This window comes from Novosphingobium sp. BL-52-GroH, from assembly GCF_044813085.1.
Lineage (GTDB): Bacteria > Pseudomonadota > Alphaproteobacteria > Sphingomonadales > Sphingomonadaceae > Novosphingobium.
In genome coordinates, this window is the sequence record NZ_CP171149.1 from 1,547,238 (window position 1) to 1,563,126 (window position 15,889).

Consider the following 15,889-nt stretch of genomic DNA (forward strand, 5'->3'; position numbering starts at 1 on the left):
CAACGTCTAGTCCTCGATATTCAGCGGGTTTATCAGGGCAATGCCGAAGCCGGCGATCGTCATCGCGGCGCGGGCACGGGACATGGCCTGCGCGACCGCGACGACCGTATCCGCCGGCACGATGTGCTCCAGAGTCGCGCGCACGTTCTCGCGGCGCCCTATACCGACGTCGCGCCAAAGTGCAAGCAGCAAGGCTTCGTGCTCGGCGATCCGGACGCAGCCCATGGGCGCCAGCACCAGGCGTTCGGCGGCGCGGCGGCTCAGCAGCGCCATCGCCAAGTGGAAGTCGGGCAGGACCGTCGCGGCGTTGAAACCGGCGAATGCGCGGTCCAGCGACCGCGCCGGGCAGTTGCCCTTGCCGGCGCAATGGCCCCAGCCGCGCATCGCCCAGAGCAGGAAGCGCCCGTCGTTGTCGAGTTCGCTGACGGGTCGGTCGATGAAGTCGTACACGGGCGCGTTCCTCGGCTCAGGGCTTGCGGGTGTTGGCCGCGATCAGCTTGCGGGCTTCGGCGACGGCCTCGGCGGTCGTCGTGCTGCCGGCCCTGATCTCCTCGGCGAGGTCCATCAGCCGGGTGCTGACGACCGTGCCGGTGTCGGCCTGCTCGGTCACCGCGATGCCGCCATCGGCATCGGCCACACGGGCCCATTCGGCCCGGACCTGCGCCCAGTAGTCCCGGGTCGCGGCCCAGTAGTCGTCGGCGGCCTTCACGTCGAACCCGGCGAAGCGGGTATACGTGTTGAGCACGTATTCCTGCACGATCGGCACGAGCTTGCCGTCCTTGAGCCCCAGCTTGGTGTTGTCCTGCCAGTGGACCCAGCCGTCGGGCGTGTCCTGGTGGCGGTTGATCGAGAGGTAGCGGTCGTAGACAGGATTGCGCACCGCGTCGCGGCGGGCGAGCGGGCGCCAGGTCCAGTTGGAGCGCCAGCGGCGCACGCCGCCCTGCGTCTCGAACTGGCCCCAGCCGCCGTAGCGCGGGGAATCGTCGACCTGGAAGACCGTCTGCGACCAGCGGCCCGCGCGCAAGCGCTCGGGGACGTCCTCCCATTTCCAGGTGTTGCGGTCGGCGTAGACGAGGACGCGGGCGGGCTCGTACTCCCAGTCCTGGCGCCAGTGCTTGACGACCATCGCCTGGCCTTCGTGCTCGACCACCAGCAAGTGTTGCAGGACGATCCTGCGCCCGCGGTCCTCGACCACCCGGACCACTTCGTTGCCGCCCGAGACCTTGGGGGCGAGCGGAGTATAGGCCGGGTCCCAGCGGGTTGCTTCCTGCATGTCGAAGCGGACCTTGAAAGTGCCGGCCATGGCGAGGATGTCGGCGCGGTCCTGCTCGAAGCCGGCGATGGCCCGAGGTGCCGCGGTCGGTGCCGCGATCGGAGGATGCGCGAGCGCCGGGCCGGTCGCCATGGCCAGCGTGAGCAGGCCGGTGCCCAGGTGTGTGGTGATACGGTTCATCGCTCTGTGCATTCCCGTGACGTCGGCCGCACCGGCCGCCGCATCGCTCGCTATTGCGAGGCATTCGCATAAATATGGTCTGTGCCCCTCTCGACCGGGGCCGTCAAGCCTTGTCGGCGCCTCTGGCGATTACGGTCGATACATTTTCAGAGAGTGATCTCGGGGGCGGCGGCGACGCTGACCGGTTGCGGCAGTTTCCATGATGTCGGTTGCGACCTTGGTGCCGGAGGTCGCCCGGCCGGTCACGACGATCTCGTCCCTGTCGCCGGTTCGATCAGCCCGCGTTCCTGGGCCACACGCACCGCGTCGCGGCGCTTGTCGACGCCGATCTTGCGGAAGATCGACTTGAGCCGGTACTTGACGGTGTCGGGCGACATGCCGATCAGCCGGGCGATCTCCTTGTTCGAATAGCCCTGGCTGAGATGGCCGAGGATTTCCGCCTCGGCCTCGTTGAGCGCGCCATCGTCGCAGGGCTGGGTCTGCGCGGCGAGCGCGCGCGACAGCATCGAGAGAAACTGCGCGCGGTAGCGGTCGGCCCCGCCGCCGCCCGATGCCGTGCCCGCCAGCGCCGGGCGCACGAAGCGCTCCCAGTCGAGGAACGGGCGCACCAGCGACTGGAACATCGACATGTCCACCGCCGCGTCGAAGGCTCCTTGCGCCTCGCCGTCGCGACCGGCCGTGGCCAGCGCCTGCGACTGCAACAGCAGCGTGTCGACGAGCGCGCGCCCGGCACCGTGGCGCGCGGCCCAGCGGTGGAGGACGGCAAGGTCGGCCAGCGCCCGGTCATGGTCGCCGAGCGCCAGGGACAGGGCGGCGCGGCAGGTCGCGGCGGCCGTGGCCACGGATCGGTAACACGGGCTCTCCAGCGCCATCGCATCGGCCAGCGCGTCGAGATCGAGCGCTTGGGCACAGGCGATCGCGTCGGCCGTCGGCGCCTGCGTGGTGACCAGCAGTTCCAGGCGGCACAGCGAGGCGAGCAGGCCGAGCGGTCGGAAACGGCGGGCGGCGGCGACGCCCTGTGCGCGATCGAGGATCGCAAAGGCGTCCTGCAGCCCCTGCCGGCTGGCGGCGCAGCGCGCGGCGGTGAGATAGGCGGCGGCGTAGACGTCCACCCGGGCGTCGGATTGCTGCTCCAAGTGCGGCAGGGCCCAGTCCAGCAGGGCCTGCGCCTCGTCGATGCGGTTGCGTTCGTAGAACAGCTCCGCCTCGAACGCCGCGCAGTTGGCGGCCAGATCGCAGCGCGGGCCGAAGTTGGCCTCGATGAGCGAGCGCACGCCGGCCATGATCGTCGCGGCGTCGTTGATACGGCCCTGCGCGTGGCGGATGCGGGCCTCCAGGAAGTGCGTGAAGACCTCGGAATAGAGCAGGCCGAGCGCCTGGTAATGGCCGCGCGCGTCGAGCAGGGGTTCGAGCGCCCGTTCCAGCCAGCCTCCTTCAAGGTACTTGGCCGCCAGCGTTTCGGTGAAATTGGCCAGCACGAGGTGGTCGTTCGCCGGGAGCGCGCGCAGCAGCGCCTCGCGCGCGAGCAGGTCGTCGAGCGTGACGGGCAGGTTCTCGCAATCCGCCAGGGTGTCGCCGACCACGCGCAACTCGGCTCGCAGGCCCGCCGGGGCATCGCTGCTCCCCGCCTCCGCCGCGAGCCGGTCGTAGGCCTCGCGCGCGCGGGTGAGCTGGCCATGCTTGATCTGAACGTAGATCGCCGCGAGGCCCAGGCGGGGGCTGGCTTCGATCTGGCCGGTGGAGAGATGCGCCAGCGCCGCCTCGACCAGCGCCAGGTGGCCCTGGGCAATGAGTCGCCAGCCGCCGCCGTCCTCCAGGATCGCGGCGACCAGGGCGCCGTCCCGCGCGAGGAGGGCATGGTCGATCGCCGCCGAGATCGCCCCGCTCGCGGCGAAATGGCGCGCGGCACGGCCATGGAGCCGGCGGAATTGCACGATGTCCTGACGCGCCAGCCGGTCGCGCAGGTATTCGGCGAAAAGCTGGTGGTAGCGGTAGCTCTCGCGCGCCTCGCTGGCGGGCGTGAGGAACATGCCCTGCTGTTCGAGCCGTTCGAGCACCAGCCAGCCGTCGGCACGCTCGCAAAGGGCGTTCACCGCCTCGCCGGTCAGCCGGTCGAGGAGAGCCGTGGCGACGACGAGGTCCTGCGTCTCGGGCGGCAGCGAGGTCAGCACCTGCTCCGACAGGTAGCGGGCAAGGTCCGAGGCGGACCCGCTGAAGCGCGCGATCTGCCGGACATGGTCGATCCCGCGGCCGAGCGAAAGCGAAGTGAGCTGCAGCGCGATCGGCCAGCCTTCCGAACGCGCGACGAGGCTGGCCAGCGTGTCCTCCGGAAGGCCCGGCGCCTGGGCCCGGTCGAGCAGGGCCTCGGCTTCGGACTGGTTGAACTTGAGGTCGTCGCTGGTGAATTCGGTAAGCTGTTCCTCGGCCGCCAGCACCGACTGGCCCAGCCACGGGTAATCGCGCGAGGCGATCACGAAATGGCAGTTGCTGGGCGCGAGGCGGATCAGCGATTGCAGGAAGGCGTTGACCTCGGTGCCCTCGACCCGGTGGAAGTCGTCGAAGATCAGCACCACCGGCCGCGCCTCGCGCGCGATGCGGTTGATGATAGCGGACAGCGCGGTGCGCGGCGGCAGGTCGGCGAAGGTTTCCTCCCCGGCGCCGTCGTCCAGCGCGAGGATGATGTAGCGGGCGAGGCGCTGGAGGTCCGCCTCCTCGCGTTCCAGCGTCAGCCAGCCGATGAGGATCGAACGCTCCTCGCAACGCCGGCGCCATTGCGATAGCAGGCTGGTCTTGCCGTAGCCGGCCGGCGCGTGGATCAGGGTCATGCGGCGCGACAGCGCATCGTCGAGACGCCCCAGCAGGAGGTCCCGGCGGATCTGGCTGCCCAGCCAGATCGGTGGGGCCACTTTGGTGCGAATCAGCTCGTGCATGCGCCTCGGGGAATCCTGTCGTGAAATTCGTATCGACCTGCCAGGCGCGCTCTCCGGGCCGGAGCCTAGGCGAGGCCGCCGCCGTGCTCAAGTCCCGCATCGGCGGGCGGCCCGGCGCTGCGTCCTTGCAGCTCTCCCATCGAGCTGGATGCGACGGTCTTCGCCTGCCTTCGCTACCTCGCCTTGGCCTGACCGGCAAAACCGCGACGAAGCGTGCGGCAATGCCCTTTTCGGTGCGTGGCGAAGGCGTTATGCCGAAGACCGATTGCATGGCCGAGGCATGATGGCACCAGCAGATTCCGGTAAATGGCCAGCCCTCTTCGCCGCGGCCGAGCGGCTGGCGCGCGTGCGCTCGCTCGACGAGGTGGTGGAAGTCGTCCGCTCGGCCTCGCGCGAGGTCGTCGGGGCCGATGGGATCACCTTCGTCAAGCGCGACGGCGATCACTGCCACTACGTCGCCGAGGATGCGATCGCGCCCTTGTGGGAGGGCAGCCGCTTCAAGCTTTCGGAATGCGTGTCCGGCTGGGTGATGCGCAAGGGCGAGCCGGCCGTGATAGCCGACATCTATTCCGACCCGCGCGTACCGCATTCCGCCTATCGGCCCACGTTCGTCCGGTCGATGGCGATGGTGCCGGTGGAGGCGGGCGCGGCGCGCTGGGCGATCGGGGCTTACTGGGCCAGGGCCGGCGCGCCCGATCCCGAGGCCGTCCGGCTGCTCGAGATGCTGGCCGGCTTCGTCGGTGCGGCGATCAGCAACGTGGCGCTCCAGAACTCGTTCGAGATCCTCAACCGCACCGGCGTCACGGTGGCGGCCGAACGTGACCTCGACCATATCGTCCAGACCATCACCGATGCGGGCGTAGAGCTGACTGGCGCGGAATTCGGCGCGTTCTTCTATAATCTGGTGAACGAGGAGGGCGAGAGCTACATGCTCTACAGCCTCTCGGGTGTCCCGCGCGAGGCGTTCTCGGGATTCCCCATGCCGCGCAAAACCGCGGTCTTCGCACCCACGTTCACCGGCGAAGGGGTCGTGCGCTCGGACGATATCCGCCGCGATCCGCGCTATGGCCGCAATGCGCCGCGCCACGGCATGCCGGAAGGGCACCTGCCGGTCGCCAGCTACCTGGCCGTCCCCGTCGTTTCGCGCACGGGCGAAGTCCATGGCGGCCTGTTCTTCGGACATCACCGCGAGGCGCAGTTCACGCAGGAGCACGAGACCGTCGTGCTCGGCATCGCCGGCCATGCCGCCATAGCCATCGACAATGCCCGCCTCCACCAGTTGTCGGGCCGCGAACTGACGGCGCGGCGCACCGCCGAGGCCGATCTGCGGGCGAGCAACCGTCGTTTCCGCGCTGCCGTCGACGCCGTGCAGGGCGTCTTGTGGACCAACACGCCCGAGGGGCGGATGGAGGGCGAGCAACCGGGCTGGTCGGCGCTCACGGGGCAGACCCGCGCGGAATATGAAGGCTATGGCTGGAGCGCCTGCGTCCATCCCGATGATGCCGGTCCCACCGTCGCGGCGTGGGAACGCGCCGTCGCCACCCGCACGCCTTTCGTATTCGAGCACCGCCTGCGCCGTAAGGATGGCGAGTGGGGACACTACAGCATCCGGGCCGTGCCGATCCTCGACGAGGCCGGCCGGATCGAGCTTTGGGTCGGCGTCCATACCGACATCACCGAGCAGCGCGCCGCCGAAGCCGCGCTCAAGGACCTCAACGCGACGCTGGAACGCCGGATCGACGAGCGCACGCGTGAAATTCAGGCCGCGTTCGACCGTCTCGAGGAAAGCGAGCACCGCTTCCGCATCCTCGTCGACGGCGTCACGGACTATGCGATCTACATGCTCGATCCCGAAGGGCGCGTGACCAAGTGGAATGCGGGCGCCGAGCGCGTGAAGGGCTATGCCGCCGCCGAGATCGTCGGCCGGCATTTCTCCACGTTCTACACCGAAGCGGACCGGCAGGCGGGAATGCCCGACCGCATGCTCGAGACCGCGACCCGCGTTGGCAAGGCCGAGGCCGAAGGGTGGCGGGTGCGCAAGGACGGCACCGAGTTCTGGGCCAATGTCGCCGTCGATGCGATCCGCGACGAGGGCGGGCAGCTCGTCGGCTTCGCCAAGATCACCCGCGACCTCACCGAGAAGCGCGCCGTCGAGGACCAGTTGCGCCAGTCGCAGAAGATGGAGGCGGTGGGCCAACTCACGGGCGGCATTGCCCACGACTTCAACAACCTGCTGACGATCATCACCGGCAACATGGACATCGCCGGCCGCGCTCTCGACAAGGAAGACGGCGTCGCCCGTGCCCGGCGCTCGATCGACAACGCCATGAAGGGGGCCGAGCGCGCCGCCGCGCTGACCCAGCGCCTGCTGGCCTTCGCCCGGCGCCAGCCGCTTTCGCCCAAGCCGCTCGACCTCGACAGGCTGGTCGCCGGCATGTCGGAACTGCTCAACCGCTCGCTGGGCGAGATGGTCCGCCTGGAAGTGGTCACAAGCCCCGGGCTATGGCCGGTCGAGGCCGATCCCAACCAGATGGAGAATGCTCTCATCAACCTGGCGGTCAACGCGCGCGACGCGATGCCCCAGGGCGGCAGCCTGACGATCGAGACCGCCAATGCCCACCTCGACGGCGACTATGCCACCGCGCATAGCGAAGTGCCCACCGGCAACTACGTCGTGGTCGCGGTGAGCGATACCGGCACGGGCATGCCGCGCGAGCATCTCGCCCGCGTGTTCGAGCCGTTCTTCACGACCAAGGAAATCGGGCGCGGCACCGGGCTCGGGCTCAGCCAGGTCTACGGCTTCGTCAAGCAGTCCGGCGGGCACGTCACCGTACACTCGGAGGAAGGGCGCGGCACGGTCGTCAAGATGTACCTGCCGCGCTACGTCGGCAACATCGCCACCGACGACAACGCCGACCTCGCCCGCGTCGAAGGGCGCAGCGTCGATGGCGAGACGATCCTGGTGGTCGAGGACGACGAGGAAGTGCGCGCCTTCTCTGCCGAAGTCCTGCGCGAACTGGGCTACCACGTACTCGAGGCGGGCGACGGTGCGGCGGCGCTGCGCGTAATCGCCCGTCGCGAGGTCGCCATCGACCTGCTGTTCACGGACGTCGTCATGCCGGGCATGTCGGGCAAGGAACTGAGCGACGCGGCGCGCCAGGTGAGGCCCTCGCTCAAGGTGCTGTTCACCAGCGGCTATACCCGCAACGCCATCGTCCACGGGGGGCGCCTCGACGCCGGAGTGGAACTGCTCGCCAAGCCCTTCACCTCGCGCGATCTTGCCGAACGCGTACGTGAACTCCTCGATGCCGGTGCCGGTCGGCGCCTGCTCATGGTCGAGGCGGACCCGACGGTACGCCTGCTCGCTTCCGAAGCTCTGGCGGCGGCGGGCTTCCCGGTCGAGCCCGCTGCCAGCGCGACGGAAGCGCTCGAGATGCTGCGTACAGCGCGCGGCCGCTACGACGCGATCGTCGTCGATCCCGACCTGCCGGACAAGGACGGACACGACCTGCTGCGGGAAATTCGCGGCCTCTATGCGGATCTGCCGGTCGTCCTCGCCACCGCGGCGGGCGAACAACCTCCGGTCGACGACGCCCGTGTGGTGACGGTCGGCAAGCCATTCACTGCCGTGATGATCCTCGACAGCCTCGCGAAGTTCGAGCAGGGCGCCTAGGCGGGGTGACGAACTCCTGTTTCCCGAACGCCTGCCCAGCCGCCCGGCCGCTGGCAACTTCACGTCGCATCACCGATATGATTTCCAAGCCCCTGTGAAACATGCATTTCAAAGAAAATTCCCGGCGGCACGGAGCCGCTGGGCGAGGTAAGTTGGTGTCGGCGGAATGTCCTGCCAGCCTCATGACGCGAACGTGGCCGTCCTCGTCGGCGCGATCGGCGTCCGTTTCTCGATGACGATCCTGGTCAGGTGTGCCGAGCCCGGCGAATGGGCAAAATGCGAGCAGGGCGGTCAGCAGCAGAGCACGACGATGCCGGCGACTCTTTCGCGATCCTTCATTGCAAAACAAAGGGTTGGGACGTGATGCAAACAACGAATCGAGGATGGGCGCGCACCGGTCCCCCAGGGCTTTCTGCCCGGAATACGCCCCGACGCGAAACTGGCGTTCTTCGATTTGAACGTCGGTTCATCGGATCACGTCAATTCGGGGGCATTGGAAGCGCGCCGTCCTCAGCGCTATCTTCCAAGTGTCCCGCAAGGTACGCTTTTTTCTGCGAATCATCGGCAGGAACGGTCCAGATAGAGGCTCTGATGACAAAAGTGGCTTTCGTCGTCGCCGGCAACGGATCGACGCCATGATCCGGTCCCGAAGGGCCCGGCGACATGCCTCGATCGCGGTTGCCGCGCTCGCAATCTCGGCTTGCGGCACGCCTCCCCCCGTGCGGTCGATCGCTTGCAGCGCGGCTCCGCCGCCGCAGGTACGCCTATCGGATGATGGCTCGACCGCGTCCACCCGGCTCCGCGTCCTCACCTACAACATCGAAGGCCTCGGGTGGCCTGCGCGCGCTGGGAGAGCGGACCAGCTGCGTGCAATCGGCGAGCGGTTGCACGCGCTGCGCCTGGGCGGCGACGGGCCGGACGTCGTGATGTTCCAGGAGATGTTCAGCGGCCCGGCAAAGAAGGCCGTCGCCGTCACGGGTTTCCCGGCGATCATCACCGGGCCGCGCCGGACGACGAAACCGGATGGCGGCACGACCGCCCCGCTGCCGGGCAAGTCGAAGCTCAAGCGGGGCGAACTGGGCATCCACCTTACCGGCGGCGGGCTGGCCATCGCCTCGCGCTATGCAATCATCCATAGCGAGCGCGCCGCCTACGGCCGCCGATCTTGCGCCGGGCTCGATTGCCTGAGCAACAAGGGGATCGTCCTCGCCCGCATCCTCATTCCCGGTATTCCGACACCCGTCGACCTCTACGACACGCACATGAATTCCCGGGGCGCTTCGCGCGCGCCGGCCGCGCGGAACCTCGCCGCGCATGAGCGCCAGTCGCTGGAAGCCTCGAAATTCATCGATAGGACCCACGACGACCGCTATCCCGTGATCTTCGGCGGCGACTTCAACATGCGCCATTCCGAGGGACGATGGAGCAATTTCTCGCGCTACCAGTCGCTCGAGGTCGTCCACAAGGTCTGCGCCAATCCCGCTTCGGGGTGCGACGTGAGAATGTCGTGGGATGGCGACGAGCCCTGGATGGATACGCAGGATCTCCAGCTTTTCTGGCGGGGCGACGTTGTGAACGTCCGCCCCGTCCGGGTCGAAGCGGTCTTCGATGGCGGGCCGAGCGGGCCTGCCCTGTCCGACCACGACGGCTTCCTGGTCACTTACGAGCTGACCTGGCCCGCTGCCCTGACCCCGCCCGGATGCTGATCGGATCGATAGCCTCGCCGTTGGAACGGGCTTTCAGGGTTTCGCGTAGGCCCGGAAAATCTCCTGCGAGCCTGGCCCCCGAAACTCCGCCACTGTCTCTTTGAGACCCTTGGTCGCCAGATCGCTACGGATTCGCCGGACTTCCGGTTCCAGGTGCAGGATCGCATCGCTCTCCGCGACTGCGGAAAGGGTCTGGTCCCAGCCTGCCGCCTCCATCGCGCGATTGATCGAGCGCTTCTTCATCGCCAGCACGCCGGGCGGGACGAGGGCGATGCGCGCTGCCAGGCTCTCGACGCAGGCGACGAGGTTCGTCGCCGGCACCGCCGCGTTGGCCCATCCCCACTCCACTGCCGTCCTGCCGTCGATGCTGTTGCCGGGAAGGAAGGCGAACTCCTTGGCCCGCCTGCCGCCCACCTGGTGCACCCAGGTCGGGGCGATGAAGCCGCCGCCGATGGGTATGGTCGGCTCGGTGATGGCGGCGTCCTCGGCCACGACGAGGATGTCGGCAAATCCCGCCATCTGCGCGGCGACGCCGATGCAATAGCCGTGCACTGCGACGATCACCGGCTTGGGATGGCGCCAGATCTCGCGCCACAAGTCGACGTAACCCGACAGTCTGGTGACGTCCTCCATGGGACTGCCCTCCGCATTGTACTGGCCCAGATCCATGCCCGAGCCGAAGCCCCGGCCGGCGCCGCGAATACCGATCACGGGCGCGCCTTGCGTCTTCAGGCGCTGAAGCACCACGCCGAACTGCGCGAGCATCTCGCGTGAGAACGCATTGGCGGCCTGGGGCCGGTCCAGCACGATCCAGTCGATCGCTTTGCCCGGTTCCACCCGGATTCCGTCGATAGTGCCGTCGGTCATTTTCGTTCCCACTTTTTTGGTTGTCGTCAGAATGCCCCGTCAGGGTTGCAGCCGGAGGGGCAGGCACATGGCCATCACGATCTGCTCCATCGTGTCTTCCAGCGCGTGCTCGAATGTTTCGGGGAATTCGTGCGCCTCCATGCGGCTGTGGCGGACAAGCAGGTTGAGGAACATCAGGCTGACGTTCACCAGCCGTCGCTGGGCAACATGGGGCGGAAGATAGTCGACCCGTTCGCGCAGCAGTTCCATCGCGCGGTTGAGGCGCGGCGGGGCTTCCCCGCCAAACTGGCCGAATTCGTCCCACTCACCATGCAGCAGGTACTGCGACAGGAACGTGCCGTAAGAGCGGTTCGTGCCGCCGTCGAGGTGGAGCTGCGGCAGCAGGATGACCTCGAGGATGGAACGGGCGTCGCGCGACCGTCCGCGAGCTTCGAGATCGGCGATCATCGCGCCACGCATGGGCTCCATCTGCTGCATGCGGAAATCGAAGATGGCCTGGACCAGGCCCTCGCGCGAGCCGAAGTGATACTGGACCGCGAAGTGGTTTCCCTGGCCCGCCTTCGCGGCGATCTCACGCATCGACACACCCTGGATGCCGACTTCGGCGAACAGCCTCTCGCCGGTCAGGATGAGCCGTGTTTTGGCATCCAGTTCCTCGATCTCTGCGGTGCTCTTGCGAGCCTCAGTGGTTTCTTTTGCCAAAATCTAAGTCATCCGTTTGCATATTGTTACGGTTTATGACCCGATTTTGCGGCGAGTGCCAGACATATCCAAAGCGCCATCCCGCTATTTGCACTTTGCGCCGCCCCGGAAACTATCAAAATTAGCTCTAATAACGTGCAATTTATGCTGCACATGCTCACCCACTGCTAATCCCTTACGCGCTTGCAGCAATTGCGGCGCTCGGGTGCACCATGTAGATTGCCCCTTTACACCTGTTTTAAAATGTCTAGCCTATCACTCGTTAGGCTGGCTTGCCGGAGTCGCAGGTCACCGAAGAGAAAAAACGTAGCAAGGAGAGCGCTGATGGTCATGCAGACCGGCCTTATTTTCCATCCCTACATGCGCCCGGGCCGCACCGCCCGACAGACGTTCGAGTGGGGCGTCCAGAACTCGGTCGCCTGCGACAAGGCGGGCTTCGATACCATGATGATCTCCGAGCATGCCTCGCAGATCTGGGAAAACATTCCCAATCCGGAACTCATCATGGCCGCCGCCGCACTGCAGACGGAAAACATCAGCTTCGCCCCGATGGCCCACATCCTGCCGCACCAGCATCCTGCCAAGCTGGCGATCATGGTGGGCTGGCTCTCGCAGATCCTCGAAGGTCGTTATTTCCTCGGGATTGGGGCCGGCGCCTATCCGCAGGCCTCGTACATCCACGGCATCAAGGATGCCGAACCGGTGATGCTCAACGACATGGTCCGTGAATCGCTGTCGATCATGAAGAAAATCTGGGCGCGCGAACCGTTCTACTTCGAAGGCAAGTACTGGGATGCCGGCTATCCGCAGGAAGATGCGCCGGAGACCGAGGAGGACGAGCAGCACATGCTCGCCGATTTCTCGCCGTGGAACGGCGCTTTCCCCGAGATCGCGGTGACCGGATTCAGCGCCAATTCGCCTTCGATGAAGCTGGCGGGCGAGCAGAACTACAAGCCGGTCTCGATCTATTCCGGGCTAGATGCGCTCAAGCGGCATTGGCAGATCTACTCGGAAGCGAACATCGCCGCCGGCTTCACCCCGGATCGTGCGCGCCATGCCGTCTCGCAGACCGTGTTCTGCGCGGATACCGACGCAGAAGCCAAGCGCGAAGCGATGGAAGGACCGATCGGCTACTGCTTCGAACGCTATCTGATCCCGATCTGGAAGCGCTTCGGCATGATGGACGGGTTTGCCAAGGACCATGGCATCGACCCCAACGACGCCGATCTGGAATTCCTGGTCGACAAGGTCTTCGTCGTCGGTTCGCCCGATACCGTCGTCGACAAGCTCAACGTGCTGTTCGAGCAGTGCGGCGGCTGGGGCACCCTGCAGGTCGAATCGCACGACTATTACGATAATCCGGAACCCTGGTTCCACTCGCTCGAACTGCTGGCCAAGGAAGTGGCCCCGCGCGTCAAGCTTCCCGAAAGCAGCAGGGCCACAGCTACAGCCGACGCCTGAATCTACCCTCCGGACTCTCTCCGGGTAACTGGGGCGCTGCCGAAAGGCGGCGCCTCTTTTCGATTCCGCGTCATCCCGGACTCGATCCGGGATGACGCCATATCCCTACTCTTAAAGGAATCCGTTGAGAAAAATGTCGGCGGCCTGGTTGGCGATCTGGGTGGGGCCCAGGCGGCCGGCGCGATACCAGGTCGGGCAGGAATCGAGCATGGCGATCAGGAACTTGCGCGCGACGGTGGCCTGCGCGTCCTTCCCGGCCGGACTGGCGGCCACCAGCAGGTCCCGCCAGTAATTGTCGAAAGTCGCGTAGGCAGCGAGGACCCGCTGCTTCATCTCGCCGGGAAGGTCGTCGAAGACCCGGGCTACCGCGGACGAGAAATCGTCTCCCGACAACAGGAACTCGACATGGGCGACGATCGCGGCACGCAGGCGTTCGGCAGGCGGGGTGTCGGGGCCGAGCACTTCGACTTTGGCGACGATGTGGCGGGTGTTGTTGTAGATGCCCGCCAGCATCACCTGCTCGACCACTTCGTCCTTGGACTTGAAGTGGTGATAGATGCTGGGCGCGAGCATGCCGGCGCCCTGGGCGATTTCGCTCAGCCTGGCGGCGCCGAGGCCCTTGGTCCGCAGGATGAAGGCCGCGGAGTCGAGGATACGTTTTCTGCCGGAGTCGCTATCGTTCATACCTGCCGAATAACCGTTCGGGCAGCCAATGGAAGGGCCGATCTCGCGGCCGGATCAGCCGGCAAAGGGGATCGTCGGCAATCCGGGTGCGGGCGGCGCGAGTATCTCGAACAATCCGCCGGCCAGCGGCTCCCGGCCGAAGCGCTCGTTCGAATAGCCCTGCGAGCCGGTGACCAGGAACAGGCGATCGTAGTCACGCCCGCCGAACGCAGGGCGCAGGCCACGCATCACCGGCAACTGGCGCTCCTCGAGCAGCGTGGCGTCGGGCGCGAAGCGGCGCAGCTTCCAGCTTTCGTAGAATGCCATCCAGATGCACCCCTCGACATCGACCGCCATGCCGTCGGGATAACCGTCCTCGGCCTGAAAGTTCAAGAAATCGCGACGGTTCGAAAGGGCGCCCCGCTCGTCCATGTCGTAGGCCCAAGTCACCAGCGGCATGGAATCGTTGACGTAGGCGGTGCGACCGTCGGGGCTGAAGGCGGGACCGTTGGCGGTCACGATGCCGCGCTCCTGCGTCGAGACAGAACCGTCCGCATCCAGGCGATAGAGTTCGCCGGTGTTGCGCACGTCGAAGTCCTTCAGCGAGCTTTCCTTGTCCTCGGCGGTGGTGCTGTCGTCCCATTGCGCGGTGTCGCAGGAGCCGGTCCAGTAGCGGCCGGCGCGATCGGTCACGCCATCGTTGAGACGGGCCTTGGATGGGTCCGGGATCGGTTGGAGGATCGGCCGATAGACCTGGTGCCACGGGTCGAGGTGGACCAGCCCGTCCGCGCTGGAGGCGATGAAGCCGCCGCTGGCGCGGGGCGCGAGCGCGCTCACCCACGCCGGCGTCGACCAGCTTTGCCGGTTGCCAGTCTCGAGTTCGTACCAGTGGACGCAGGGCGCTTCGATATCGACCCAGTATACGCAGCCGTCGCGCGCGTCCCACACCGTGCTTTCGCCCAGGATCGCCTTGGCGTCCCACAGGCACCGCCAGCCGTCACCTTCCATCATCGCTCGAACTCTCCGGCATGTTCCGGGTTGATCCCCCCGTTTTCGTTACTGGCTGGCTCCGCCGGCCCTCAGCCTGCCGGCTGCAGGCCTGCCGAGGTTTCGACCGGATCGACCGAAACCTCGATGTCCTTGAGCGCGGGAAGGACCTTACGGGCGATCAGTTCGTAATTGTCCAGACCGACCTCGAAGGGCATGTCGCCGAACTGGGTGTAGATGATGAACTTGCCCACGTCGAAGCGCTCTTTCATGATCTTGAGCTTTTCGACCACTTCCTCGGGTCGGCCCCAGATCTGCAGGTCGGCAAGAAATTCGTTGAACTTCTCGATGCCGTGCTTCTCCACGCTGCGGGCGAGGGCGCCGTAGTATTCGTAGCCCTCGATGTTGGCGAATTCCTTGTTGCCGAACTGGTAGAAGGACGAAGTCGAGCGGGCGTATTCGACGAGATACTTGTCGCGTAACTCCTTTGCCCTCGCAGGGTCCTCGTGCGCGGCGACAAAGCACACGACGACCGGCTTGGGGGCCTTGCGCCCGTTGGCGGCGCGGAAGCGCTCGCGATAGGTCGCAAGGTCCTCGTCGACCTTGTCCCACGGCTTCTGCGCGATAATCATCAGGCCGACGTCGAGGTTGGCCATCAGCTTCACGGATTCGGGGGAGACTGCCGAAGCGAAGACGCGCCCGCGATAGCTTGCATAAGGGCGCGGCCGAAGTTCGACGCGCGACTGCTTCAGGTATTCGCCGTCATATTCCATCACGCCGGTTTCCAGGCCTTGCAGCAGCGCTTCGGCATATTCGCGGAAACGCTTGCGCGCCTCGCCCATGGGCACGTCGAAACCGTCGAACTCCTCCTTGCCCAGGCCCCGGCCCATGCCCAGGACCGCGCGGCCATCCGAAAGCTGGTCGAGCAGCAGGAAGCTCTCGGCGATCCGGACCGGGTTCTGCCAGGGCAGGACGGTGACCGTGGTGCCGAGCTTGATGCGCTTGGTCTGCCCGGCGACCCACGAGAGGAACTGCGGGACATTGGGGGTCATCATATAGCCTGTGAAGTGGTGCTCGGGAGTCCAGACGGAATCGAAGCCCTGATCTTCTGCGCGCGCCGCCAGCGAGAGTTCGTGCCGGAACACGTCAACGTCCGACACCTGATCGTGCAGGTTCTGAAAAGTCAGCCCCAACCCAACGTCCATGACTCTATCTCCCATTCCTGATTCGCTTGCTTAGCCTAATCACTATTAGGGCGATAGCGCAAGATCGATTTTCTGCCTCGGAGGTGGCATCGATCGTCCACAGCCTATTCACTCGACATCCTATAAAGCGTAATCAATTGGCTGTTTTCAGGAAATTTTGGAGCAAAGCCCGGACCTCCGAACCATCGTCCGGTTTGGCTTGACCGAGCCATCCATCATGGAATAAATTAATTTCAATTAGG

Annotated in this window: 12 protein-coding genes; 4 read left to right on the top strand and 8 right to left on the bottom strand. The window is 66.2% G+C overall.

Going from position 1 to position 15,889, the window contains the following annotated elements:
* Positions 1-6 precede the first annotated feature (6 nt).
* The 3 genes from ACFFDA_RS06700 to ACFFDA_RS06710 form a co-directional block, all read right to left on the bottom strand.
* Entirely contained in the window at positions 7-450 is a 444-nt protein-coding gene (locus ACFFDA_RS06700) for a hypothetical protein (protein ID WP_404477210.1), read from the bottom strand.
* A gap of 16 nt (positions 451-466) precedes the next feature.
* The gene (locus ACFFDA_RS06705) at positions 467-1,453 is read right to left on the bottom strand and encodes a DUF6607 family protein (RefSeq protein ID WP_404477212.1); all 987 of its coding nucleotides are present in this window, start codon (positions 1,451-1,453) and stop codon (positions 467-469) included.
* Between the two features lie 242 nt (positions 1,454-1,695).
* Positions 1,696-4,383, bottom strand: a complete 2,688-nt coding sequence (locus ACFFDA_RS06710; protein ID WP_404477213.1) for a LuxR C-terminal-related transcriptional regulator — start codon at positions 4,381-4,383, stop codon at positions 1,696-1,698.
* A gap of 280 nt (positions 4,384-4,663) precedes the next feature.
* Here ACFFDA_RS06710 and ACFFDA_RS06715 point away from each other — a divergent pair, with 280 nt between their 5' ends.
* From ACFFDA_RS06715 to ACFFDA_RS06725, 3 genes are all read left to right on the top strand, one after another.
* Entirely contained in the window at positions 4,664-8,056 is a 3,393-nt protein-coding gene (locus tag ACFFDA_RS06715) for a PAS domain S-box protein (RefSeq protein ID WP_404477215.1), read from the top strand.
* Positions 8,057-8,249: 193 nt separating this feature from the next.
* Positions 8,250-8,420 carry a hypothetical protein gene (locus ACFFDA_RS06720; protein WP_404477217.1) on the top strand — a complete coding sequence of 57 codons (171 nt, stop codon included), beginning with the start codon at positions 8,250-8,252 and terminating at the stop codon, positions 8,418-8,420.
* A gap of 271 nt (positions 8,421-8,691) precedes the next feature.
* Positions 8,692-9,762 (top strand): endonuclease/exonuclease/phosphatase family protein, encoded by a 1,071-nt coding sequence (locus ACFFDA_RS06725; protein ID WP_404477219.1) that lies wholly within the window; start codon positions 8,692-8,694, stop codon positions 9,760-9,762.
* A 33-nt stretch (positions 9,763-9,795) separates the two neighbouring features.
* On the opposite strand, the gene ACFFDA_RS06730 is transcribed toward ACFFDA_RS06725, so the two are convergent.
* Together ACFFDA_RS06730 and ACFFDA_RS06735 are read right to left on the bottom strand one after the other, a co-directional pair.
* Positions 9,796-10,629, bottom strand: coding sequence for an enoyl-CoA hydratase-related protein (locus tag ACFFDA_RS06730; protein WP_404477220.1), 834 nt, complete (start codon positions 10,627-10,629; stop codon positions 9,796-9,798).
* Positions 10,630-10,668: 39 nt separating this feature from the next.
* Positions 10,669-11,331, bottom strand: a complete 663-nt coding sequence (locus tag ACFFDA_RS06735; RefSeq protein ID WP_404477222.1) for a TetR/AcrR family transcriptional regulator — start codon at positions 11,329-11,331, stop codon at positions 10,669-10,671.
* Positions 11,332-11,655: 324 nt separating this feature from the next.
* Here ACFFDA_RS06735 and ACFFDA_RS06740 point away from each other — a divergent pair, with 324 nt between their 5' ends.
* Complete coding sequence (locus ACFFDA_RS06740) at positions 11,656-12,792, top strand: LLM class flavin-dependent oxidoreductase (RefSeq protein WP_404477224.1); 1,137 nt, start codon at positions 11,656-11,658, stop codon at positions 12,790-12,792.
* A 111-nt stretch (positions 12,793-12,903) separates the two neighbouring features.
* Here the strand turns inward: ACFFDA_RS06740 and ACFFDA_RS06745 are convergent, their stop codons facing one another.
* From ACFFDA_RS06745 to ACFFDA_RS06755, 3 genes are all read right to left on the bottom strand, one after another.
* Positions 12,904-13,476, bottom strand: a complete 573-nt coding sequence (locus ACFFDA_RS06745) for a TetR/AcrR family transcriptional regulator (RefSeq protein WP_404477226.1) — start codon at positions 13,474-13,476, stop codon at positions 12,904-12,906.
* Positions 13,477-13,530: 54 nt separating this feature from the next.
* Positions 13,531-14,466, bottom strand: a complete 936-nt coding sequence (locus ACFFDA_RS06750) for an SMP-30/gluconolactonase/LRE family protein (protein WP_404477228.1) — start codon at positions 14,464-14,466, stop codon at positions 13,531-13,533.
* Positions 14,467-14,534: 68 nt separating this feature from the next.
* Positions 14,535-15,647, bottom strand: coding sequence for an LLM class flavin-dependent oxidoreductase (locus ACFFDA_RS06755; protein ID WP_404477230.1), 1,113 nt, complete (start codon positions 15,645-15,647; stop codon positions 14,535-14,537).
* Positions 15,648-15,889 lie beyond the last annotated feature (242 nt).